17 protein-coding genes are annotated in these 21,553 nt (G+C 61.5%); 9 read left to right on the top strand and 8 right to left on the bottom strand.

Going from position 1 to position 21,553, the window contains the following annotated elements; translation table 11 throughout:
• Positions 1 to 138: 138 nt before the first annotated feature.
• From prpF to ACKLNA_RS20840, 5 genes are all read right to left on the bottom strand, one after another.
• Positions 139 to 1,341, bottom strand: a complete 1,203-nt coding sequence (gene prpF / locus ACKLNA_RS20860) for a 2-methylaconitate cis-trans isomerase PrpF (RefSeq protein WP_408986949.1) — start codon at positions 1,339 to 1,341, stop codon at positions 139 to 141.
• A gap of 54 nt (positions 1,342 to 1,395) precedes the next feature.
• Positions 1,396 to 3,990: a Fe/S-dependent 2-methylisocitrate dehydratase AcnD gene (acnD, locus tag ACKLNA_RS20855; protein WP_408986948.1), complete on the bottom strand. Its 2,595-nt coding sequence runs from the start codon at positions 3,988 to 3,990 to the stop codon at positions 1,396 to 1,398.
• 61 nt (positions 3,991 to 4,051) lie between these two features.
• Positions 4,052 to 5,179, bottom strand: coding sequence for a 2-methylcitrate synthase (gene prpC, locus ACKLNA_RS20850; protein WP_408986947.1), 1,128 nt, complete (start codon positions 5,177 to 5,179; stop codon positions 4,052 to 4,054).
• A gap of 43 nt (positions 5,180 to 5,222) precedes the next feature.
• Positions 5,223 to 6,113: a methylisocitrate lyase gene (gene prpB / locus ACKLNA_RS20845; protein ID WP_085711892.1), complete on the bottom strand. Its 891-nt coding sequence runs from the start codon at positions 6,111 to 6,113 to the stop codon at positions 5,223 to 5,225.
• Positions 6,110 to 6,832: a GntR family transcriptional regulator gene (locus ACKLNA_RS20840; protein ID WP_169432611.1), complete on the bottom strand. Its 723-nt coding sequence runs from the start codon at positions 6,830 to 6,832 to the stop codon at positions 6,110 to 6,112. The genes prpB and ACKLNA_RS20840 overlap by 4 nt, the downstream gene beginning before the upstream one ends.
• A 298-nt stretch (positions 6,833 to 7,130) precedes the next feature.
• Between ACKLNA_RS20840 and ACKLNA_RS20835 the strand changes: the two genes are divergently transcribed.
• The 4 genes from ACKLNA_RS20835 (at position 7,131) to pabB (ending at position 11,646) form a co-directional block, all read left to right on the top strand.
• Entirely contained in the window at positions 7,131 to 7,667 is a 537-nt protein-coding gene (locus tag ACKLNA_RS20835) for an ATP-dependent zinc protease (protein WP_065258027.1), read from the top strand.
• 5 nt (positions 7,668 to 7,672) lie between these two features.
• Positions 7,673 to 9,208: an inactive transglutaminase family protein gene (locus tag ACKLNA_RS20830; protein WP_085711890.1), complete on the top strand. Its 1,536-nt coding sequence runs from the start codon at positions 7,673 to 7,675 to the stop codon at positions 9,206 to 9,208.
• Positions 9,208 to 10,194: an alpha-L-glutamate ligase-like protein gene (locus tag ACKLNA_RS20825; protein WP_265811866.1), complete on the top strand. Its 987-nt coding sequence runs from the start codon at positions 9,208 to 9,210 to the stop codon at positions 10,192 to 10,194. The genes ACKLNA_RS20830 and ACKLNA_RS20825 overlap by 1 nt, the downstream gene beginning before the upstream one ends.
• A 108-nt stretch (positions 10,195 to 10,302) precedes the next feature.
• The gene (pabB, locus tag ACKLNA_RS20820; protein ID WP_408986946.1) at positions 10,303 to 11,646 is read left to right on the top strand and encodes an aminodeoxychorismate synthase component I; all 1,344 of its coding nucleotides are present in this window, start codon (positions 10,303 to 10,305) and stop codon (positions 11,644 to 11,646) included.
• Between the two features lie 41 nt (positions 11,647 to 11,687).
• On the opposite strand, the gene thrH is transcribed toward pabB, so the two are convergent.
• The gene (gene thrH / locus ACKLNA_RS20815) at positions 11,688 to 12,305 is read right to left on the bottom strand and encodes a bifunctional phosphoserine phosphatase/homoserine phosphotransferase ThrH (RefSeq protein ID WP_408986945.1); all 618 of its coding nucleotides are present in this window, start codon (positions 12,303 to 12,305) and stop codon (positions 11,688 to 11,690) included.
• Between the two features lie 162 nt (positions 12,306 to 12,467).
• On the opposite strand from thrH, the gene ACKLNA_RS20810 reads away from it, so the two are divergent.
• The 3 genes from ACKLNA_RS20810 to ACKLNA_RS20800 all read left to right on the top strand — a co-directional run bounded on the left by ACKLNA_RS20810 (position 12,468) and on the right by ACKLNA_RS20800 (position 16,009).
• The gene (locus ACKLNA_RS20810) at positions 12,468 to 13,202 is read left to right on the top strand and encodes a phosphoadenylyl-sulfate reductase (protein WP_085711886.1); all 735 of its coding nucleotides are present in this window, start codon (positions 12,468 to 12,470) and stop codon (positions 13,200 to 13,202) included.
• A 479-nt stretch (positions 13,203 to 13,681) separates the two neighbouring features.
• Positions 13,682 to 15,226 (top strand): NCS1 family nucleobase:cation symporter-1, encoded by a 1,545-nt coding sequence (locus ACKLNA_RS20805; protein ID WP_408986944.1) that lies wholly within the window; start codon positions 13,682 to 13,684, stop codon positions 15,224 to 15,226.
• Between the two features lie 54 nt (positions 15,227 to 15,280).
• Positions 15,281 to 16,009, top strand: a complete 729-nt coding sequence (locus ACKLNA_RS20800) for an aspartate/glutamate racemase family protein (protein ID WP_085711883.1) — start codon at positions 15,281 to 15,283, stop codon at positions 16,007 to 16,009.
• Here ACKLNA_RS20800 and ACKLNA_RS20795 read toward each other — a convergent pair.
• A complete protein-coding gene (locus ACKLNA_RS20795) occupies positions 15,978 to 16,919 on the bottom strand; it encodes a LysR family transcriptional regulator (RefSeq protein ID WP_408986943.1) in 942 nt (313 codons plus the stop codon). The genes ACKLNA_RS20800 and ACKLNA_RS20795 overlap by 32 nt on opposite strands.
• Before the next feature lie 125 nt (positions 16,920 to 17,044).
• On the opposite strand from ACKLNA_RS20795, the gene ACKLNA_RS20790 reads away from it, so the two are divergent.
• Entirely contained in the window at positions 17,045 to 17,791 is a 747-nt protein-coding gene (locus ACKLNA_RS20790) for a 3-oxoacyl-ACP reductase family protein (protein WP_119428421.1), read from the top strand.
• A gap of 71 nt (positions 17,792 to 17,862) precedes the next feature.
• Here ACKLNA_RS20790 and ACKLNA_RS20785 read toward each other — a convergent pair whose 3' ends face one another.
• Positions 17,863 to 18,558, bottom strand: a complete 696-nt coding sequence (locus ACKLNA_RS20785) for an HAD-IA family hydrolase (RefSeq protein ID WP_408986942.1) — start codon at positions 18,556 to 18,558, stop codon at positions 17,863 to 17,865.
• 247 nt (positions 18,559 to 18,805) lie between these two features.
• On the opposite strand from ACKLNA_RS20785, the gene ACKLNA_RS20780 reads away from it, so the two are divergent.
• Positions 18,806 to 21,553 (top strand): DUF6531 domain-containing protein (locus ACKLNA_RS20780; protein ID WP_408986941.1); only part of this gene is annotated, 2,748 nt, incomplete at its 3' end.

Genomic DNA, 21,553 nt, shown 5'->3' with positions numbered 1-21,553 from the left:
CAAGAGCTACGCCGACCTGAAAGTGCTTTGCCGAATCCATAATCGCCACGATTTTTCAGGTCGATGTATCCCGCAACACACCTCGGTCAGCCCCCTCTCCCTCCGGGAGAGGGCTGGGGTGAGGGTATCGATTCCGGATCAGAAAGAGTCGCCTGGAACGCGGACGTAACCTTCCATCAAAACCCGCGCACTACGGCTCATGATCGCTTTCTTCACGACCCACTCACCGTTTTCCAGACTGGCCTCAGCGCCCACGCGCAACGTTCCGGACGGATGCCCGAACCGCACCGCATTACGCTCAACACCACCCGCCGCCAGATTCACCAAGGTGCCGGAGATGGCTGCTGCGGTACCAATCGCCACCGCCGCCGTCCCCATCATCGCGTGGTGCAACTTGCCCATCGACAGCGCCCGCACCAGCAAATCCACATCACCGGCGCCAATCGCCTTGCCACTCGAGGCCACGTAATCCGCAGGCCTGGCGACGAAGGCCACTTTTGGCGTGTGCTGACGCTTGGCTGCCTCATCGAGATTCGAAATCAGGCCCATGCGCAGCGCGCCATAAGCGCGAATGGTCTCAAACATCTGCAACGCTTGCGGATCGCTGTTGATCGCGCTTTGCAGTTCGGTGCCGGTGTAACCGATGTCTTCGGCGTTGACGAAGATCGTCGGGATACCCGCATTGATCATGGTTGCCTTGAACGTGCCGACGCCCGGGACTTCCAGCTCGTCGATCAGGTTGCCGGTGGGGAACATCGAGCCACCGCCGCCCTCTTCTTCCGCCGCCGGGTCCATGAATTCGACCTGGACTTCGGCGGCCGGAAAGGTCACGCCGTCGAGTTCGAAATCGCCGGTTTCCTGGACTTCGCCGTTGGTGATCGGCACGTGGGCAATGATCGTTTTACCGATGTTGGCCTGCCACACGCGAACCACCGCCACGCCGTTGTGCGGAATGCGGCTGGCGTCCACCAGACCGTTGCTGATAGCGAACGAACCGACTGCCGCCGACAGGTTGCCGCAGTTGCCGCTCCAGTCCACGAACGGCTTGTCGATCGACACCTGACCGAACAGGTAATCGACGTCATGATCGGCCTTGATGCTTTTCGACAGGATCACGGTTTTGCTGGTGCTGGACGTGGCGCCGCCCATGCCGTCGATCTGCTTGTCGTACGGGTCGGGGCTGCCGATGACCCGCAGCAGCAAGGCGTCGCGGGTCGGGCCGGGAATTTGCGCCGCCTCAGGCAGGTCGGTGAGGCTGAAAAACACGCCTTTGCTGGTGCCGCCGCGCATGTAGGTGGCGGGGATTTTGATCTGCGGTGCGAAATTAGCTGCGTGAGCCATGGTGCTCCTTAACGAAGACATGGGACTTGAAATCCCATGTCCACATCAGTTGATTTAAACGGCAACCGCCGACTCTTCGAGGAAGTCCTGGGCGAAGCGTTGCAGCACGCCGCCGGCCTCGTAGATCGACACTTCTTCGGCGGTGTCGAGACGGCAGGTCACCGGCACGTCGACGCGTTCGCCGTTCTTGCGATGGATCACCAGCGTCAGATCGGCGCGCGGCGTGCGCTCGCCGATCACGTCGTAGGTTTCGCTGCCGTCGATGCCCAGGGTCTTGCGGTCGGTGCCCGGTTTGAACTCCAGCGGCAACACACCCATGCCCACCAGGTTGGTGCGGTGAATGCGCTCGAAACCTTCGGCGGCAATCGCTTCCACACCCGCCAGACGCACGCCTTTGGCCGCCCAGTCCCGGGACGAACCCTGGCCGTAGTCGGCGCCGGCGATGATGATCAGCGGCTGCTTGCGCTCCATGTAGGTTTCGATGGCTTCCCACATGCGCATCACTTGGCCTTCCGGCTCCACACGCGCCAGCGAACCCTGCTTGACCTTGCCGTTTTCCACGACCATTTCGTTGAACAGTTTCGGGTTGGCAAACGTCGCGCGTTGCGCGGTCAGGTGGTCGCCACGGTGGGTCGCGTAAGAGTTGAAGTCCTCTTCCGGCAGGCCCATTTTCGCCAGGTATTCGCCGGCAGCGCTGTCGAGCATGATCGCGTTCGACGGCGACAGGTGATCGGTGGTGATGTTGTCCGGCAGCACCGCCAGCGGGCGCATGCCCTTGAGCGGACGCGCCCCGGCCAGCGCACCTTCCCAGTACGGCGGACGGCGGATGTAGGTGCTCATCTCGCGCCAGTCGTACAGCGGCGTGACTTTCGGGCCGGTGTCTTCATGGATGGCGAACATCGGAATGTAGACCTGACGGAACTGCTCCGGCTTCACCGAGGACTTCACCACAGCGTCGATTTCTTCGTCGCTCGGCCAGATGTCCTTCAGGCGGATTTCCTTGCCGTCGACCACGCCGAGCACGTCTTTTTCGATGTCGAAACGGATGGTGCCGGCAATCGCGTAGGCCACCACCAGCGGTGGCGAAGCGAGGAATGCCTGCTTGGCGTAGGGGTGAATCCGGCCGTCGAAGTTGCGGTTGCCGGACAGCACGGCGGTGGCGTACAGGTCGCGGTCGATGATCTCTTGCTGGATCACCGGATCCAGCGCGCCGGACATGCCGTTACAGGTGGTGCAGGCAAACGCGACGACGCCGAAACCGAGTTGCTCCAGCTCCGTGGTCAGCCCCGCTTCATCGAGGTACAGCGCCACGGTTTTCGAACCCGGCGCCAGCGACGACTTGACCCACGGCTTGCGGGTCAGGCCGAGCTTGTTGGCATTGCGCGCCAGCAGGCCGGCGGCGATCACGTTGCGCGGGTTGCTGGTGTTGGTGCAACTGGTGATGGCAGCGATGATCACCGCGCCGTCGGGCATCTGGCCGGGCACGTCTTCCCATTTCCCGGAGATGCCTTTGGCCGCCAGATCCGACACCGCCACACGGGCGTGCGGATTGCTCGGGCCGGCCATGTTGCGCACCACCGAAGACAGGTCAAAGGTCAGGCCGCGCTCGTACTGCGCGCCTTTCAGACTGTCAGCCCACAGGCCGATCTGCTTGGCGTACTGCTCGACGAGCTGCACTTGCTGGTCTTCGCGACCGGTGAGTTTCAGGTAATCGATGGTCTGCTGGTCGATGTAGAACATCGCGGCCGTGGCGCCGTATTCCGGGGCCATGTTGGAGATGGTCGCGCGGTCGCCGAGGGTCAGCGCGGAGGCACCTTCGCCGAAGAACTCCAGCCATGCGCCCACCACTTTCTGTTTGCGCAGGTATTCGGTCAGTGCCAGCACCATGTCGGTGGCGGTGATCCCCGGTTGCAGCTTGCCGGTCAGTTCGACGCCGACGCTTTCCGGCAGGCGCATCCACGACGCGCGGCCGAGCATCACGCTCTCGGCTTCAAGCCCACCGACGCCGATGGCGATCACGCCCAGTGCATCGACGTGCGGGGTGTGGCTGTCGGTGCCGACGCAGGTGTCCGGGAATGCCACGCCGTCGCGCACCTGGATCACCGGAGACATTTTCTCCAGGTTGATCTGGTGCATGATGCCGTTGCCCGGCGGGATCACGTCGACGTTCTTGAACGCCTTCTTGGTCCAGTTGATGAAGTGGAAACGGTCTTCGTTGCGACGGTCTTCGATGGCGCGGTTCTTCTCGAACGCCTGCTTGTCAAAACCGCCCGCCTCGACTGCCAGCGAGTGGTCGACGATCAGTTGCGTCGGCACCACCGGGTTGACCTGAGCCGGGTCGCCGCCCTGCTGGGCAATCGCGTCGCGCAGGCCGGCCAGATCCACCAGCGCGGTCTGGCCGAGAATGTCGTGGCACACCACGCGGGCCGGGAACCACGGGAAGTCTAGGTCGCGCTTGCGCTCGATCAGTTGCTTCAGGGAATCGGTGAGCGTGGCCGGGTCGCAGCGACGCACGAGGTTTTCCGCCAGCACGCGAGAGGTGTACGGCAGGGTGTCGTAGCTGCCCGGCTGGATCGCATCGACAGCCGCGCGGACGTCGAAAAAGTCCAGCGGCGTGCCGGGCAGGTTCTTGCGAAATTCTGTGTTCATCGGTCAGGACTCGGTCACGGTAGTTTCAAAGAGGGGGCGCCTGTGCCGGCGCCCTCCCCGGTCAGCGCTGGTCGATTGGCACGAACTTGCGCTGTTCGACGCCGACGTACTCGGCGCTTGGACGGATGATGCGGTTGTTGGCGCGCTGTTCGAACACGTGCGCCGCCCAGCCGGTCAGGCGCGAGCAGACGAAGATCGGGGTGAACAGCTTGGTCGGGATGCCCATGAAGTGGTACGCCGAGGCATGGTAGAAGTCGGCGTTGGGGAACAGTTTCTTTTGCTCCCACATGGTCTTGTCGATGGCTTCGGAAACCGGAAACAGCACTTTGTCGCCCACTTCGTCGGCGAGTTTTTTCGACCAGCCCTTGATGACTTCGTTACGCGGATCGCTGTCCTTATAGATCGCGTGGCCGAAGCCCATGATCTTGTCCTTGCGCTCCAGCATGCCGAGGGTGCCCTTGATCGCCTCTTCCGGCGACGAGAAGCGCTCGATCATTTCCATCGCCGCTTCGTTGGCGCCGCCGTGCAACGGACCGCGCAGCGAGCCGATGGCTGCCGTGACGCAGGAATACAGGTCGGACAGGGTCGACGCACAGACCCGAGCGGTGAAAGTCGAGGCGTTGAATTCGTGCTCGGCGTAGAGGATCAGCGAGACGTTCATCACTTTGACGTGCAGTTCGCTCGGCTTCTTGTCGTGCAGCAGGTGCAGGAAATGACCACCGATGGACGGCTCGTCGCTCACGCAATTGATGCGTTTGCCGTCGTGGCTGAAGCGATACCAGTAGCACATGATCGCCGGGAACGCGGCCAGCAGGCGGTCGGTCTTGTCGCGTTGCTCGGAGAAGTCTTTCTCCGGCTCGATGTTGCCCAGGAACGAGCAACCGGTGCGCATCACGTCCATCGGGTGGGCGTCGGCGGGGATGCGTTCCAGCACTTCCTTCAGCGCTTGCGGCAGGTCGCGCAGCTTGCTGAGTTTGTTCTGGTAGTCGGCGAGCTGTGCCTTGGTCGGCAGTTCTCCGTAGAGCAGCAGGTACGCCACTTCTTCAAATTGTGCGTCTGCCGCCAGTTCGCGCACGTCGTAGCCGCGATAGGTCAGCCCGGCACCGGCCTGGCCCACGGTGGACAGTGCGGTTTGCCCGGCGACCTGGCCCCGGAGCCCGGCGCCACTGAGTACTTTTGCTTCGGCCATTGTTGTCTCCAATCTTGAATTTGTTAGGGAGTACGGTTGCGGCTTACTTCTTCGCCGCAAACAACGCGTCGAGCTTCTGCTCGAAGGTGTGGTAATCGATGCGATCGTAGAGCTCCATGCGAGTCTGCATGGTGTCGATGACATTCTGTTGGGTGCCGTCGCGGCGGATCGCGGTGTAGACGTTTTCCGCCGCCTTGTTCATCGCACGGAACGCCGACAGCGGGTACAGCACCAGCGACACATCGGCGCCGGCCAGTTGCTCGGTGGTGTACAGCGGCGTCGAGCCGAACTCGGTGATGTTGGCCAGGATCGGCGCTTTCACACGGTTGGCGAACAGCTTGTACATCTCAAGTTCGGTGATGGCTTCCGGGAAGATCATGTCGGCGCCGGCCTCGATGCACGCGGCGGCGCGATCCAGTGCCGACTCCAGGCCTTCAACGGCCAGGGCGTCGGTACGGGCCATGATCACGAAGCTGTCGTCGGTACGGGCATCGACGGCGGCCTTGATGCGGTCGACCATTTCCTGCTGGGTCACGATCTCTTTGTTCGGACGGTGGCCGCAGCGCTTGGCGCCGACCTGGTCTTCGATGTGGATCGCAGCGGCGCCGAACTTGATCATCGACTTCACGGTACGCGCAACGTTGAACGCCGAGGCGCCGAAACCGGTGTCCACGTCCACCAGCAGCGGCAGGTCGCAGACGTCGGTAATGCGGCGCACATCGGTCAGCACGTCATCCAGACCGGTGATGCCCAGGTCCGGCACGCCGAGGGAGCCGGCAGCCACCCCGCCACCGGAGAGGTAAATCGCCTTGAAACCGGCGCGCTTGGCCAGCAGCGCGTGGTTGGCGTTGATCGCGCCGACCACTTGCAACGGATGTTCGCTGGCGACCGCATCGCGGAAACGCTGGCCTGGAGTGCTCTTGTTGGAACTCATGACTCACCTCGTTCAGTGGCTGTCTTATTGTCGGCGCCGTCCTGGTAATGACGGGCGATGTTGCGTTTCGAGGCGCCGATGTGGCGGCGCATCAACAATTCCGCGAGCTCGCCGTCACGGTCGGCGATGGCATCGAGAATCCGGTGGTGTTCGGCAAAGGCCTGGCGCGGGCGGTTGGGCGTCGTGGAGAACTGGATACGGTACATGCGCACCAGTTGATACAGCTCGCCGCAGAGCATTTGCGTGAGGGTGCGGTTGCCGCTGCCCTGGATGATCCGGTAGTGAAAGTCGAAATCGCCTTCCTGCTGGTAGTAGCCGACGCCGGCCTGAAACGCCGCATCGCGCTCGTGGGTTTCCAGCACCCGGCGCAGTTCGTCGATTTCTTCGACGCTCATGCGTTCGGCCGCCAGACGGCAGGCCATGCCTTCGAGGGATTCGCGGATTTCGTAGAGTTCGAGCAGTTCGGCATGGCTCAACGAGACCACCCGTGCGCCGACGTGCGGTACCCGAACCAGCAGGCGCTGGCCTTCCAGACGATGAATCGCCTCGCGCAGCGGCCCGCGACTGATGCCGTAGGTGCGTGCCAGTTCCGGCTCGGAGATCTTGCTGCCCGGGGCGATTTCGCCTTTGACGATGGCGGCCTGGATACGCCGGAAGACGTTTTCGGACAGGGTTTCCGAATCGTCGCCACTGATGACCGGGGGATCGAGTTGATCCAGCATATTGTCGACACCTTCAAATCCAATGCGGCAAAAACTAGCGAATCAGCCGGCACCAGTCAAAGGATAAATAGATATTGTCGACAATCGTCTAATAACGCCCGATATCAGCCCCAAGGGTTATAGACCCGCTCGGGCGCTGGCGCCATAAAACCACCGTGCTAGAATGCCGCCCGCATTTGCGAGTCATTTGCACGGCTTGTCATAAAAAGCTGATAGGCACACGAAGGCGCGCGCAGACAGGATCCCCTGATGCCGTGGCCCTGAACCGAGAACGGAACGCTGCTCGCCAGGATTTATGAGACTCAAGCCCTTCCCCACCTTTTTCTATCTGTTTTGCCTGCCCGGCCTCGCTGTGGCGGGGGAAAAGACTGTGTACGGCCTCAACGAGTACGCCGCCCTCGACGGGATCAACCTGGAAGTGGCAGCGAAACTCGATACCGGGGCGAAAACCGCCTCCCTGAGCGCCCGCGACATCAAACGTTTCAAACGCAACGGTGAATCCTGGGTGCGTTTCTACCTGGCCATCGACGCTGCGCATTCGCACCCGATCGAACGCCCACTGGCCCGGGTCAGCAAGATCAAGCGCCGCGCCGGCGACTACGACCCGGAAGAAGGCAAGAAGTACACCGCACGCCCGGTGATCGAGCTGGATATCTGCATGGGTTCGGCGATGCGCAGCATCGAAGTGAACCTGACCGACCGCAGTGCGTTCCAATACCCGCTTTTGATCGGCTCCGAGGCGCTGAAACGCTTCGATGCGCTGGTCGATCCCAGTCTTAAATACGCTGCCGGCAAACCCGCCTGCGCCATCGCCGCTCATACCGCCGAGTAATTTCCATGCGTTCTCTAACCTTCCACCTGAAAATCCTGATCACCATCCTGGTGCTCCTGGGCGTTTCGGTTACGGCCTATCAGATTTTCGTGCTCGGCATCCCGGTGACCGAAGACGCCACCGACGACTTGTGGAACATCGACGCCAAGGTCGAGTTCGTCGCCAGCACCAAGGATCCGGTGAAGATCCAGATGTTCGTACCGCCCCTGAGCCGCGATTACGTCAGTCTCAATGAAAGCTTCATCTCCAATAACTACGGCGTGGCGGTCAACCGCGTCGACGGCAACCGCAAGGTCACCTGGTCGGCGCGCCGGGCCAAGGGCAACCAGACCCTTTATTACCGTCTGGTGCTGACCAAGCGTTACACCGCCGAGAAAACCAAGGTCAAAGGCCCGACCTTCCGCGACAGCATGGCCATCGAAGGCCCGGAAAAAATCGCCGCCGAAGCCCTGCTCGCGCCGATCCGCCAGCACTCGGCCGACGTCGAAACCTTCATCGGCGAAGCCATCAAACGTGTCAACAACACCAACGACGACAACGTGAAACTGCTGCTGGCGGGCGACCCATCGACGGCCCACAAGGCAAAAATCGTCGAACTGCTGCTGTCCATCGCCCACGTTCCTGTCGAGAAAGTCCACACCATCCGCCTCGTCGCCGATCAGCCGCAAACCCCTGAACTGTGGTTGCGCAGCTTCAACGGCAACGACTGGCTGTACTTCAACCCGGAAACCGGCGAACAAGGTCTGCCGACCGACCGCCTGCTGTGGTGGACCGGCGATGAAAACCTGATCACCGTCGACGGCGCGAAGAAAGCCAACGTGACGTTCAGCCTGAACAACAGCGAGATGAACGCGATTCGTCTGGCCAAACTGACCGACGAAAACACCGACGCCAACTTCCTCGAATACTCGCTGTACGGCCTGCCGCTGCAGACCCAGCAGACGTTCATGATCATGGTGATGATCCCGATCGGCGTGCTGGTGATCCTGATCCTGCGCAACCTGGTCGGCCTGCAGACCCTCGGCACATTCACCCCGGTGCTGATCGCCCTGGCCTTCCGCGAGACGCAGCTGGGCTTCGGCATCCTGTTGTTTACCGTGATCACGGCGCTGGGGCTATCACTGCGCTCGTATCTGGAACACCTGAAACTGCAAATGCTGCCGCGACTCTCGGTGGTGTTGACGTTCGTGGTGGTGCTGATCGCGGCGATCAGTCTGTTCAGTCATAAGCTCGGCCTGGAGCGCGGTCTGTCGGTGGCGCTGTTCCCGATGGTGATTCTGACCATGACCATCGAACGCCTGTCGATCACCTGGGAAGAACGCGGCGCCAGCCATGCCTTGAAAGTGGCGATCGGCACGCTGTTCGCGGCGTCCCTGGCGCACCTGATCATGACTGTGCCGGAGCTGGTGTACTTCGTGTTCACCTTCCCGGCGATCCTGCTGATCCTGGTGGGCTTCATGCTGGCCATGGGTCGCTATCGCGGTTATCGCCTGACCGAACTGGTGCGCTTCAAGGCCTTTCTGAAGAAGGCTGACGCCTGATGTTCGGTTTCTGGAAGACCTGGAAGGCCCTGGAAGCCCGGGGCATCATGGGCATCAATCGGCGTAACGCGGACTACGTGCTCAAGTACAACAAGCGCAGTCTGTACCCGATCGTCGATGACAAGATCATCACCAAGGAGCGCGCGATCAAGGCCGGCATCCATGTGCCGGAACTGTATGGCGTGATTTCCACGGAGAAGGAAATCGACAAGCTCGACGAGATCATCGGCGGGCGCAACGACTTCGTGATCAAGCCGGCCCAGGGCGCCGGCGGTGACGGCATCATCGTTATCGCCGACCGCTTTGAAGGTCGCTATCGCACGGTGTCGGGCAAGATCCTCACCCACGAGGAGCTGGAGCACCATATCTCCAGCATCCTCACAGGTCTGTATTCGCTCGGCGGCCACCGCGACCGGGCACTGATCGAATACCGGGTGACCCCGGACCAGATCTTCAAGAGCATCAGCTACGAAGGCGTGCCGGACATCCGCATCATCGTGCTGATGGGCTACCCGGTGATGGCCATGCTGCGCCTGCCGACCCGGCAGTCCGGCGGCAAGGCCAACCTGCACCAGGGCGCCATCGGCGTCGGGGTCGACCTGGCGACCGGCCTGACCCTGCGCGGCACCTGGCTGAACAACATCATCGCCAAACACCCGGACACCACCAACGCGGTGGACGGCGTGCAACTGCCCTACTGGGACGGCTTCATGAAGCTTGCGGCCGGTTGCTACGAGCTGTGCGGGCTGGGTTACATCGGCGTGGACATGGTCCTGGACCAGGAGAAAGGCCCGCTGATTCTGGAGCTGAACGCGCGGCCGGGGCTGAATATCCAGATTGCCAACGACTGCGGTCTGACGGCACGTACCCATGCGGTGGAAGCGCATCTGGAGGATCTCAAGACCCGCGGTGTGACTGAAACGGTGGAAGAGCGGGTGGCGTTTGCTCAGGAACTGTTCGGGCATATTCCGGTGGTCGAAGGCTGAGTCGCGTTACCGGCCCCTGATCTGCCAATCCCCGACATCCCCTCTAGGAGCAATTCCCCGAGGGGACTACAATCCCCACCCCGCCTCGATGGCCGATCTGCCCCGCCCATGTTGACCTGTTCCGTACACCCGCTGCCCTACCGCGCCAACCCCGCCGACTATTTCGCGGCAATCCGCCATGCGCCCGGCGCCGTGCTGCTCGACAGCGGCCGGCCCAGTGCCGATCGTGGCCGTTATGATTTGCTCAGCGCCTGGCCGCTTGAACAACTGGCGGTGATGCCCAACGAACGTGGCGACGATTTCCTGCAACGCCTGCGGGACAATCTGGCGCGTCTCGGCGAGGCACAGTTGCCTTCGGAATACGAACTGCCGTTCGCCGGTGGCCTGATCGGTTACCTGAGTTACGACTTCGGCCGGCATCTGGAAAATCTGCCCAGTCAGGCGCTGGATGATCTGCAACTGCCGGATGCGCGATTCGGTCTGTATGACTGGGCATTGATCAGCGATCACCAGAAAGCCACCAGCCAACTGGTGTTTCACCCGTCGGTAAGCGACAGCGAAAAACAACGGCTGATCGATCTGTTCAGCCAACCGGTGATCGCTGAGCTGACGCCGTTCAAGCTGAACACGGCGATGACCGCCGACCTTTCGGCTGACGACTATCGTCAGGCGCTCGAACGCATTCATCAATACATCCAGGCCGGCGACTGTTATCAGGTGAACTTCGCCCAGCGTTTCCGCGCACCGTGTGAAGGTGACCCATGGCTGGCTTACTGTGCTTTGCGCGAGGCCTGCCCGACGCCGTTTTCCGGATTCCAGAACCTGCCTGACGGCAATGCGGTGCTGAGCCTCTCGCCCGAGCGCTTTGTCAAAGTCAGCCAGCGCCAGGTGGAAACCCGTCCGATCAAAGGCACCCGCCCCCGTGGCGCCACCCCGGCCGAAGACGCCGCCAACGCTGCCGAACTGCTGGCCAGCCCCAAGGACCGCGCGGAAAACCTGATGATCGTCGACCTGCTGCGCAACGATCTCGGCCGCACCTGTCGTATAGGCTCGGTGCGGGTGCCGGAGCTGTTCAGCCTGGAAAGTTATCCGAACGTGCATCACCTGGTCAGCAGCGTGACCGGTGAGCTGGCGGAGGATCGCGATGCCCTGGACCTGATCGCCGGCAGCTTCCCCGGCGGCTCGATCACCGGCGCACCGAAGATCCGCGCGATGCAGATCATCGACGAGCTGGAACCGACCCGACGCGGTTTGTATTGCGGTTCGTTGTTGTACCTGGACGTGCGCGGCGAAATGGACAGCTCCATCGCCATTCGCAGTCTGCTGGTAAAGGATGGGCAGGTGTGTTGCTGGGGTGGCGGCGGGATCGTCGCTGATTCTGACTGGCAGGCGGAGTATCAGGAATCGATCACCAAGGTCAGAGTCCTGCTTGAAACCCTGCAGAACCTCTGACGCTTGCGGCGAGGGCGGTTGCGCCCTCGCCGCAGCATGACTTACAGGCTCAGATCGCGGTTCGAAGCCTTGAGAAACTCCTGCTTCAACTCGGCAAACGTATGCACCGCCGGAAACTGCGGGAACTCCCGAATGACGTTATCCGGCGCATGGAACAGAATCCCCGCGTCCGCTTCACCCAGCATGCTGGTGTCGTTGTAGGAATCCCCCGCCGCAATCACCCGGTAATACAGGCTCTTGAAAGCCAGGACCGACTGACGTTTCGGATCTTTCTGACGCAACTGGTAGCCGGTGACCCGCCCGGTGTCATCCGTAATCAGTCGATGGCAAAGCAAGGTCGGGAAGCCCAGCTGACGCATCAGCGGCTGGGAAAACTCATAGAACGTGTCCGACAGAATCACCACCTGAAACCGCTCGCGCAGCCAGTTGACGAACTCCACCGCGCCGTCCAGCGGCTTGAGGGTGGCGATCACTTCCTGAATATCCGAAAGCTTGAGGCCATGTTCGTCGAGAATGCGCAGGCGTTGCTTCATCAGCACGTCGTAGTCGGGAATGTCCCGGGTGGTGGCCTTGAGCGATTCGATTCCGGTTTTTTCGGCGAAGGCGATCCAGATTTCCGGTACCAGCACTCCTTCAAGGTCAAGACAGGCAATTTCCACAGGACACTCCGTTTGTAATGTTTATTGAGTCGAGCGAGCCCGAACTCTAGCGGCTCGACCTGGACCGTGCAACGCAGAGGCCGCCCCGGCGGGCGTTGCTTTTTGTTAACATCGCCGCCATATAGAGCGCCCAGCGCCACCGACCTGTAGGAAGCCGCCCTGATGAGCCCAACGTTCGACGTCGTGGAACTCGCCACGACCTATGCCAACAAATCCGCCCAGGACATCCTCAAACTCGCATTCGCCGAGTTCGGCGATGACCTGTGGATATCCTTCAGCGGCGCCGAGGATGTGGTGCTGGTGGACATGGCCTGGAAGCTGAACAAGAACGTCAAGGTGTTCAGTCTCGACACCGGTCGTCTGCACCCGGAAACCTACCGCTTCATCGATCAGGTGCGCGAGCACTACAAGATCGACATCGAGCTGGTCTCGCCGGACTACACGAAACTCGAACCGTTCGTGAAGGAAAAAGGCCTGTTCAGCTTCTACAAGGACGGCCATGGCGAATGCTGCGGGATTCGCAAGATCGAGCCGTTGCGCCGCAAATTGTCCGGCGTCAAAGCCTGGGCCACCGGCCAGCGCCGTGACCAGAGCCCGGGCACTCGCAGCGCAGTCGCGGTGATGGAAATCGACAGCGCGTTCTCCACCCCGGAGCGCACGCTGTACAAGTTCAACCCGCTGGCGCAGATGACCAGCGAGGAAATCTGGGGCTACATCCGCATGCTGGAGCTGCCTTACAACAGCCTGCATGAACGCGGTTTCATCAGCATCGGCTGCGAACCGTGCACCCGCCCTGTCCTGCCGAACCAGCACGAGCGCGAAGGCCGCTGGTGGTGGGAAGAAGCGACCCAGAAAGAATGCGGGTTGCATGCCGGGAATATCATCAGCAAGGCGTAAACCGCTCGCCCCACAGTTGTCTCTACCAGACACGAAAAATGTGTACACACGAATGTCACCATCGGTGCCATTTATGTGTGCACTTTTCATTTCCGCGCCCTGAAAAGTTACATCCCGCTGCCAAAGCGATCCCTTCCGGCGTCCGCCAAAATCCCTTCCGAAAAATAAATACCTGTTCAATCGGTCAATTTATAACCACTTATTTTCAACCACTTAGTGCTCTTCGATAACTTTTCGAAATGAGAGTGGCTGCGCATAGATCACCAACTGGCACAGATCTGGCTTAGGTGCATACATGTTTTGTATACAAAACTGCGAAACATGAACCCACACTTTCGATCCGCAAGCCTGAAGCGCCCTATCCCGTACAGGCTGCAGATGCCCCGTAACCAGTGATGTTTCAGCGTCGCGACGAAGATCTGCCGAGCCCGAGCGCTCATGCACAGTCATCGCGGCCCGAACATCAGGAGCCTGCCGGAATGCGTACGAGTCTCTCGAACAACAACATCGCGCTGAATCTGCCCTCCTCCTCAACCCTCGACCACACCGCGCCCGGTGACGGCATCGCCGAACCGCTGCAACTGAGCCCGCGTCTGCACAACAGTGACCTCGCACCGACCAAGGTCGAAGGACGGCGTTGGGGCAAATACAGCATCTTCGCCCTGTGGACCAACGATGTGCACAACATCGCCAACTACTCGTTTGCCATCGGTCTGTACGCCCTGGGCCTGGGTGGCTGGCAGATTCTGCTGTCGCTGGGGATCGGCGCGGCGCTGGTGTATTTCTTCATGAACCTGTCCGGCTACATGGGGCAGAAAACCGGCGTGCCGTTTCCGGTCATCAGCCGGATCAGTTTCGGCATCCACGGGGCGCAGATTCCTGCGTTGATCCGGGCTGTGATCGCCATCGCCTGGTTCGGGATTCAGACGTACCTGGCGTCGGTGGTATTTCGCGTGTTGCTCACGGCGATCCATCCCGGATTTGCCGACTACGACCACAACTCGATCCTCGGCCTGTCGAGCCTGGGCTGGGTGTCTTTCGTAGCGATCTGGTTCGTGCAACTGGGGATTCTGGCCTACGGCATGGAAATGGTCCGCCGCTACGAAGCGTTCGCCGGTCCGGTGATTCTGCTGACCGTCGCCTCCCTCGCCGCGTGGATGTACACCCAGGCCAACGCGACCATTGCCTGGTCGATCCGCGAACCGCTGACCGGTGGTGAGATGTGGCGCAACATCTTTGCCGGCGGCGCCTTGTGGCTGGCGATCTACGGCACGCTGATCCTTAATTTCTGCGACTTCGCCCGCTCTTCGCCGTGCCGCAAAACCATCAAGATCGGAAATTTCTGGGGCCTGCCGGTAAATATTCTGGTGTTCGCCGGGATCACCGTCCTGCTGTGCGGTGCGCAATTTCAGATCAACGGGCGGATCATCGAAAGCCCGACCGAAATCATCGCGTCGATCCCCAACACATTCTTTCTGGTGCTCGGTTGCTTGGCGTTCCTGATCGTCACCGTGGCGGTGAACATCATGGCCAACTTCGTTGCACCGGCCTTTGTACTGAGCAACCTGGCGCCGAAGTATCTGACCTTCCGTCGCGCCGGACTGATCAGCGCAACCATTGCGGTGCTGATCCTGCCATGGAACCTCTACAACAGCCCGCTGGTGATCGTGTATTTCCTGTCCGGCCTCGGCGCCCTGCTCGGCCCGTTGTACGGCGTGATCATGGTCGACTACTGGCTGATCCGCAAAGGCCGGATCCACGTGCCGCAGCTGTACAGCGAAGACCCGAACGGCGCGTATTTCTACAGCCGCGGGGTCAATCTGCGGGCGGTGGCCGCGTTCATTCCGGCCGCGCTGATCGCCATCGTCCTGGCGCTGGTGCCGGGCTTCCACAGCGTTTCGCCCTTCTCCTGGCTGATCGGTGCCGGCATTGCCGGGATGCTTTACCTGATCGTCGCCAAACGCCAGCCGCACTACGCCGACGTGGACGGCGAAGCCATCGCCGTCGACAACGTCAGCCACTGAATCTTTTGGCGGCCCTTCGCTGGGCCGCAGAACCAACCGTAATAAGGACTTCCCATGCGTATTCTCGTGGTCAACGTCAACACCACCGAATCCATCACTCAGGCCATCGCCCGCTCTGCGCAAGCTGTCGCCTCCCCCGGCACCGAGATCGTCGGTCTGACGCCGTACTTCGGGGCTGATTCAGTCGAGGGCAATTTCGAAAGTTACCTGGCCGCCATCGCTGTGATGGACCGGGTGATGTCCTACGACCAGCCGTTCGACGCGGTGATTCAGGCCGGCTACGGCGAACACGGTCGCGAAGGTTTGCAGGAATTGCTCAACGTGCCGGTGGTGGACATCACCGATGCGGCAGCCAGCACCGCGATGTTTCTGGGCCACGCCTATTCGGTGGTCACCACGCTGGATCGCACCGTGCCGTTGATCGAGGATCGACTGAAACTCTCCGGCCTGTGGGATCGCTGCGCCTCGGTGCGGGCCAGTGGCCTGGCGGTTCTGGAGCTGGAACACGAACCGCAGCGAGCGCTGGAGGCGATCGTGCACCAGGCCGAACTGGCCGTGACTCAGGATAAAGCCGAAGTGATCTGCCTCGGTTGCGGCGGCATGGCCGGGCTTGATGAAAAGATCCGCCAGCGTACCGGCGTGCCGGTGATCGATGGCGTTACTGCTGCCGTGACCATCGCCGAGTCGCTGGTGCGCCTGGGGCTGTCGACGTCCAAGGTGCGGACGTATGCGACGCCACGGCCAAAAACCATCATCGGCTGGCCAGCACGTTTTGCGCGTTGAACCGCTCGGCGAGCCCCTGGGTTGAAAATTGCTCGATGATGAAATCGACAAACGCCCGAGTCTTGCCCGGTAGCAGTTTGTGTTCGGCGTAATAAATGGAGATGTTGCCGTCGTCGACGTACCAGTCGGGCAGCACCCGCTGCAACGTTCCCGCCTCCAGATAGCCGACGGCAAACGGCATGCTCACCAACGCAATCCCCAGCCCCTGCGCCGCCGTGGCGCAGGCGGCCTCGGAATCGCTCATGGTCATCCGCGCCGTGAGGGTCAACGGGCTGTGTTGCTGTGTGCGATGGGTCAACTGCCAGGAACGCACGCGACCGGTCTGCGGTGAGCGGATCAGGATGCCCTCGTGCAGCTTGAGGTCGTCCGGTTCGCTGATCGGCGCGTGCCGATTCAGATAATCCGCAGAAGCCACCAACACCCGATGTGCCGGCGTCAGTCTGCGCGCCACCACGCCTTGGGGCAGCTCGAAGCCACCGCCAATCGCCGCATCGAAACCCTGGCCGATCAGATCGACCTGGCGGTTATCGAAGTGCCAGTCCGGGTTGATCGCCGGGAATCTTTCAAGAAATTCCCCCAGCAACGGCACGATGTACAAGCGGCCGAACACCGTGCCCATGCTGACTTTCAGCGTACCCGCCGGTTGGCCGCCGGCGCTGGCCAGATTGCTCACGGCATTCTGGATGGTGGTCAGGCTGCCGCTGACCTCACTCAGAAACAATTGCCCCGCTTCCGTCAGGGTCAATCTTCGGGTGCTACGCTGGAACAGCCTCACGCCAAGGCGCGCTTCAAGTTTCGCCACGCTTTTGCCCACGGCGGCCGGTGTCAGGCTCAGGCGACGCGCGGCTTCGGCAAAGCTGCCGACTTCGGCGCTACGCACGAAGCATTCGATACTGCTGAAGGTTTCCATGGCCGCCACTCTAAACTTTTGGTTTACACAGACTATAGCAACCACGGTCTACTCGCCCGGTGGCGAGGGGCAGATACTCGACACCACACCAAGGCAGCCTGCCTTGAAACTTCTGGAGATCGAACATGACCACTCAACACCTCAGCGGTAAAGTCGCTCTGATTCAAGGCGGCTCTCGCGGCATCGGTGCCGCCATCGTCAAGCGCCTGGCCGCCGAAGGCGCCGCGGTTGCCTTCACTTACGTCAGCTCCGCCGCCAAGGCTGAAGAACTGCAAAACAGCATCACCGCCACCGGCGGCAAAGCCCTGGCGATCAAGGCAGACAGCGCCGATGCCGGTGCCATCCGCAACGCCGTGAACGCGACCGTCGAAACCTTTGGCCGCCTCGACATTCTGGTCAACAACGCCGGTGTGCTGGCCGTGGCGCCGCTGGAAGACTTCAAACTGGAAGACTTCGACCAGACCCTGGCGATCAACGTGCGCAGCGTGTTCATCGCCAGCCAGGAAGCCGCCAGACACATGGGCGAAGGCTCGCGCATCATCAACATCGGCAGCACCAACGCCGACCGCATGCCCTTCGCCGGCGGTGGCGTGTATGCGATGAGCAAATCCGCCCTGGTGGGCCTGACCAAAGGCCTGGCCCGCGACCTCGGCCCACGGGGCATCACCATCAACAACGTGCAGCCCGGCCCGGTGGACACCGACATGAACCCGGCCCATGGCGACTTTGCCGAAAGCCTGATTCCGCTGATGGCGGTCGGTCGTTACGGCAAAGCCGAGGAAATCGCCAGCTTCGTCGCCTACCTCGCAGGCCCGGAGGCCGGTTACATCACCGGTGCCAGCCTGAGCATCGACGGTGGTTTCGGCGCCTGATTGTTTCGAGTGATCGAAAAACGCCGCCCCTCTTTTAATAGAGGGGCGGCGTTTTTATGTTTGCGGTTTGATCAGGCCCATTCCAGCGCCGGCAAACCACAGGCACTCGGCGTGAACGCTTTCAACGTACGAAGAATCCCGTCGGCGTGTGCGTATTTTTCATCGGCCATGGCGGCATCGGGAATCGCGATGGCGGTCATGCCCGCTGCTTTCGCGGCTGTCACGCCGAACGGTGAATCCTCGAACACCAGACAATCTTCCGGCGCCACACCGAGGCGGCGAGCGGCGGTGAGGAAAATGTCCGGTGCCGGTTTGGCGGCACCGACTTCCGGGTCGTCGGCGGTAACGATGAAGTCGAACAACGCAAACCAGTCGCGGTGCAACGTGGTTTTCTGACCGAACGACTGGCGCGACGAACTGGTGCCGACGGCAATCGGAATGTTGTGCGCCTTGAGGTGACGGATCAGTTCCTCGGCACCCGGCATCGCTTGCGCGGTGGGAAAACGCTCGCGCATCAGCGGCTCGCGAATCACCAGGAACTCTTCGGCGGTGATCGGCAGATCCAGCGCTTCGACCACATAGCGCGCCAGATCTCCGGCACCGCGACCGATGATGTTCTGCTTGATGCTCCAGTCGAAAGTGCGCCCGTAACGCTCGGCAATCAGCGAGGTGACCTCGGTGTAGATGCCCTCGGTGTCCAGCAGCAAACCGTCCATATCGAAAATCACGGCCTTGATCGGGCCGAACGCCTTCAGCGGTGCATTCATCATCGGATCCGTTATCAAAAACATCCCAGGCGGCATCGGGTACCGCTGCTCGGATCTGATTAAAGGGTTCAGCAGCATAACGAGCGCGGCCGAGGTTGAGCAACGGGCAATGTCGGTTGTCCGCCGAACGTCCCCTGACACATTTAGAGAATCGCCCTACAGACATCGCCTACTTGCCTGACTTCTTTCCTGTTTGATCCCCCGCAAAGTTTCGCGCCATCCCCTTGATGCGCGCGAGTGACTGCGAATGCTTCCATCTGACCAACTCCTGAAACTGAACAACAGCATCGGTTTGCTGGTGGTCGCTGCGCTGAACCCTGACCAGCCCGACGCCGAGAAGCTGTTTCAGGAGTTCCGTCTCTGCCTCAACAATTATGAAAGCTGGGCCGAGCAGTTCTGGACGGGAACCGCGCTGGATGTCGATCAGGTGTTCAAGGTCGGCAACGATGTCCAGCTCAGTGCGCCGATTACCAGCCGAAAACCCGTCAGCACTTCCGTAGTCATGTGCCCCGCCAGCGGCCCCCTGACGCTGGTGCACATGTTCGAAGCCGCGCGCTTCGTGCCGATCGGCGATACGCCGGTGACCCTGGAACCGGTCATTTCAGACGTTGGCGGTGTCCTGAAATTCGGCGAACCGCAGCATTACACCATCGGCCCCAGCGGCATTCTCGAAGTCGACGACTGCGACCGGGGCCAGCGTTATCGCATCACCTTCTTTCCCGCTGTTTCCAGTTCGCACGTCCAGACGCTGTACGCCTCGTATCAGGGACTCATTGATGGCCTGGAAAAATGGCTGCGTGAGGAATGGGTCGGGTTTCAACCGCAATGGGCCGAGTTTTCCAGCGCGGGTTTCCTGGAGCGTTACGGTCAGTTGCAGCAGGCCGACTGGCGCGGTTTCGAAACGGCGCTGAATGGCGTCTGGGATGACGTGAAACAACTGTTTGCCCTGCTCGCCGACTTGCAGGCCAACAGCGAAAAACTTCTGCAATACCTGTCCGGCGTCGAGCTGGAAGCCTTGCTCGAGGCCTCCTCCGAAGCCATCGCCAATGGCTTGCTGATGCTCAGCGACGAACCGTTGCTGTTCATTCATCTGGCGGCCTTCACCAGTTGGCTGAAGATGCTGCCGCCGCAGTATCTGGCCGAGGTGGTGGCTGAAGTCCGGGTCGAATTGCTGATCGGCTTTCTGTTGATGCGCGTGTCGGCGGGCATGGGGGTTCCGCTGCGGTTGAGCGCCAAGGTGCTCGGCAAGGTCAAGTCGCCGCGTGCCCGGGAATGGCTGGCGGCATCGGCGTTGCGTTTGGCGGAGCTGACCTCGGCGCCCGATCTGACCCGGCATGCGGGCGCTTTGAAACCGCTGATGATCAATGCACGTCCGGCACCATTGCGGCCGACACCTGCGGTTCCGCTGGAAATTCGCATGGCGGATGCGCAGGTGCTGACGGTGCCCAATCCGGCGGCTATAGCGCGTAACAAATCCCACGGCACGACCCGAATGGAGCGGCATGAGCCTCGCGACGATGCGTCGGCTCAGGCGAAGAATCCCAACGGCGATAGCGCCGATTGCGCGCCCCGCACCTGCACCAACGGTTGCCCGGTGTCGATGGTCACCGGCGAGGAGCTGCTGACCCTGACTGATGGCGTGCTCGATGGGTTGTTGCCGTTCGAGTTCAGCCGGTTGTATCGCACCAGTGCGGTTGAGATCGATGTCGGGTTGGGTTTTGGCTGGAGCCATTCGCTGGCGCATCGGCTGGAGGTCGAGGGCGATGACGTGGTCTGGGTTGACCATGAGAACCGGCGGACGCGGTTTCCGCTGCCGAGTGTCGAGCGGCCGGCGATTCACAACAGTCTGTCGCGGGCGGCGATTTTTCTTGGGGATGAGCCGGAGGAGTTGATCGTTGCGCTGGCGGGTGAGGCGGCGCGGTTTTATCACTTTCGGGCTGGGCGTCTGACGGTTGTCAGCGATGCGTACGGCAATCGGCTGCGTATTACCCGGGATCGTCTGGATCGTGTTGAGCGCCTCGACAACGGGGCCGGACGTTCGTTGTTGCTGCGCTACGAGCGGGCGCATCTGGTCGCGGTCGATTATCAGGTTTTTTGGGAGTCTGCCTGGCGCACCGAGCAGACGCTGGCCAGTTACCGCTTTGATGCCCGTCACCGGTTGATCGAGGCGACCAACGCCGTCGGCGAAAGCGAGCGTTACGACTACGACGATCAGCACGTCATCCTGCAACGGCAGCTCACCGGCGGCGCGAGCTTCTTCTGGGAGTGGGAGCGTGCCGGCAAGGCGGCACGTTGCGTGCGGCACTGGGCGTCGTTTTCGCAGATGGACACGCGTTACGTCTGGGATGACGCCGGTAGCGTCACCGTGCATTACGTCGATGGGACTGAAGAGATTTACGTCCACGACGACACGGCGCGGCTGGTGCGTCAGGTGGCCGCCGACGGTGGAGAGCAGCTCAAGGCTTACGACGCGCAGGGCCGCTTGGTCGCCGAGCAGGATGCGCTGGGCGCAGTCACCGAGTACCGCTATGACGATGTCGGACGGCTGATCGCGCTGATTCCGCCGGACGATGCACCGACGTCCTACGAATACCGCAATGGTTTCCTGCACCGCCGTAGTCGGGGCGACGCGGAGTGGACCTACCGGCGCAACGCCCAGGGCGACGTCACCGAAGCCGTCGATCCCGACGGCCATGTCACCCATTACCACTACGACCTGCAGGGACGGCTGCTGTCGATCCGTTATCCGGACAGTGGTCGGCACGTGTTCGTGTGGAACGACCTCGGGCAACTGGTCGAGGAAAGCCTGCCCGACGGTGGGGTTCGGAAGTTTTCCTACGACGCGTTGGGGCGGCGGATTACTGCGCAGGACGAACATGGCGCGGTCACCCGCCATGTGTGGGACGCCGTTGGCCGCCTGATCCAGACCACCTCGCCAAATGGCGCCACCCGTGCCTGGTCCTACAGCGCCTACGGTCAGATCACCGCCGAACGT

The sequence above is a fragment of the Pseudomonas sp. UV AK001 genome (assembly GCF_046097675.1).
In the GTDB taxonomy this organism is placed as follows: Bacteria; Pseudomonadota; Gammaproteobacteria; order Pseudomonadales; family Pseudomonadaceae; genus Aquipseudomonas; species Aquipseudomonas kribbensis.
The sequence above is the reverse complement of the archived record's forward strand: the minus strand, read 5'-3'. Positions and strand labels throughout refer to the sequence as shown.

Excerpts from the sequence above, each read along its gene's own strand:
- acnD (WP_408986948.1), bottom strand. The coding sequence starts at position 3,990 with ATGAACACAGAATTTCGCAAGAACCTGCCCGGCACGCCGCTGGACTTT.
- ACKLNA_RS20785 (WP_408986942.1), bottom strand. The coding sequence starts at position 18,558 with ATGAATGCACCGCTGAAGGCGTTCGGCCCGATCAAGGCCGTGATTTTC.
- prpF (WP_408986949.1), bottom strand. The coding sequence starts at position 1,341 with ATGGCTCACGCAGCTAATTTCGCACCGCAGATCAAAATCCCCGCCACC.
- ACKLNA_RS20835 (WP_065258027.1), top strand. The coding sequence starts at position 7,131 with ATGAGACTCAAGCCCTTCCCCACCTTTTTCTATCTGTTTTGCCTGCCC.
- prpC (WP_408986947.1), bottom strand. The coding sequence starts at position 5,179 with ATGGCCGAAGCAAAAGTACTCAGTGGCGCCGGGCTCCGGGGCCAGGTC.
- prpB (WP_085711892.1), bottom strand. The coding sequence starts at position 6,113 with ATGAGTTCCAACAAGAGCACTCCAGGCCAGCGTTTCCGCGATGCGGTC.
- ACKLNA_RS20800 (WP_085711883.1), top strand. The coding sequence starts at position 15,281 with ATGCGTATTCTCGTGGTCAACGTCAACACCACCGAATCCATCACTCAG.
- ACKLNA_RS20805 (WP_408986944.1), top strand. The coding sequence starts at position 13,682 with ATGCGTACGAGTCTCTCGAACAACAACATCGCGCTGAATCTGCCCTCC.
- pabB (WP_408986946.1), top strand. The coding sequence starts at position 10,303 with ATGTTGACCTGTTCCGTACACCCGCTGCCCTACCGCGCCAACCCCGCC.
- ACKLNA_RS20795 (WP_408986943.1), bottom strand. The coding sequence starts at position 16,919 with ATGGAAACCTTCAGCAGTATCGAATGCTTCGTGCGTAGCGCCGAAGTC.
- ACKLNA_RS20790 (WP_119428421.1), top strand. The coding sequence starts at position 17,045 with ATGACCACTCAACACCTCAGCGGTAAAGTCGCTCTGATTCAAGGCGGC.
- ACKLNA_RS20810 (WP_085711886.1), top strand. The coding sequence starts at position 12,468 with ATGAGCCCAACGTTCGACGTCGTGGAACTCGCCACGACCTATGCCAAC.
- ACKLNA_RS20825 (WP_265811866.1), top strand. The coding sequence starts at position 9,208 with ATGTTCGGTTTCTGGAAGACCTGGAAGGCCCTGGAAGCCCGGGGCATC.
- ACKLNA_RS20830 (WP_085711890.1), top strand. The coding sequence starts at position 7,673 with ATGCGTTCTCTAACCTTCCACCTGAAAATCCTGATCACCATCCTGGTG.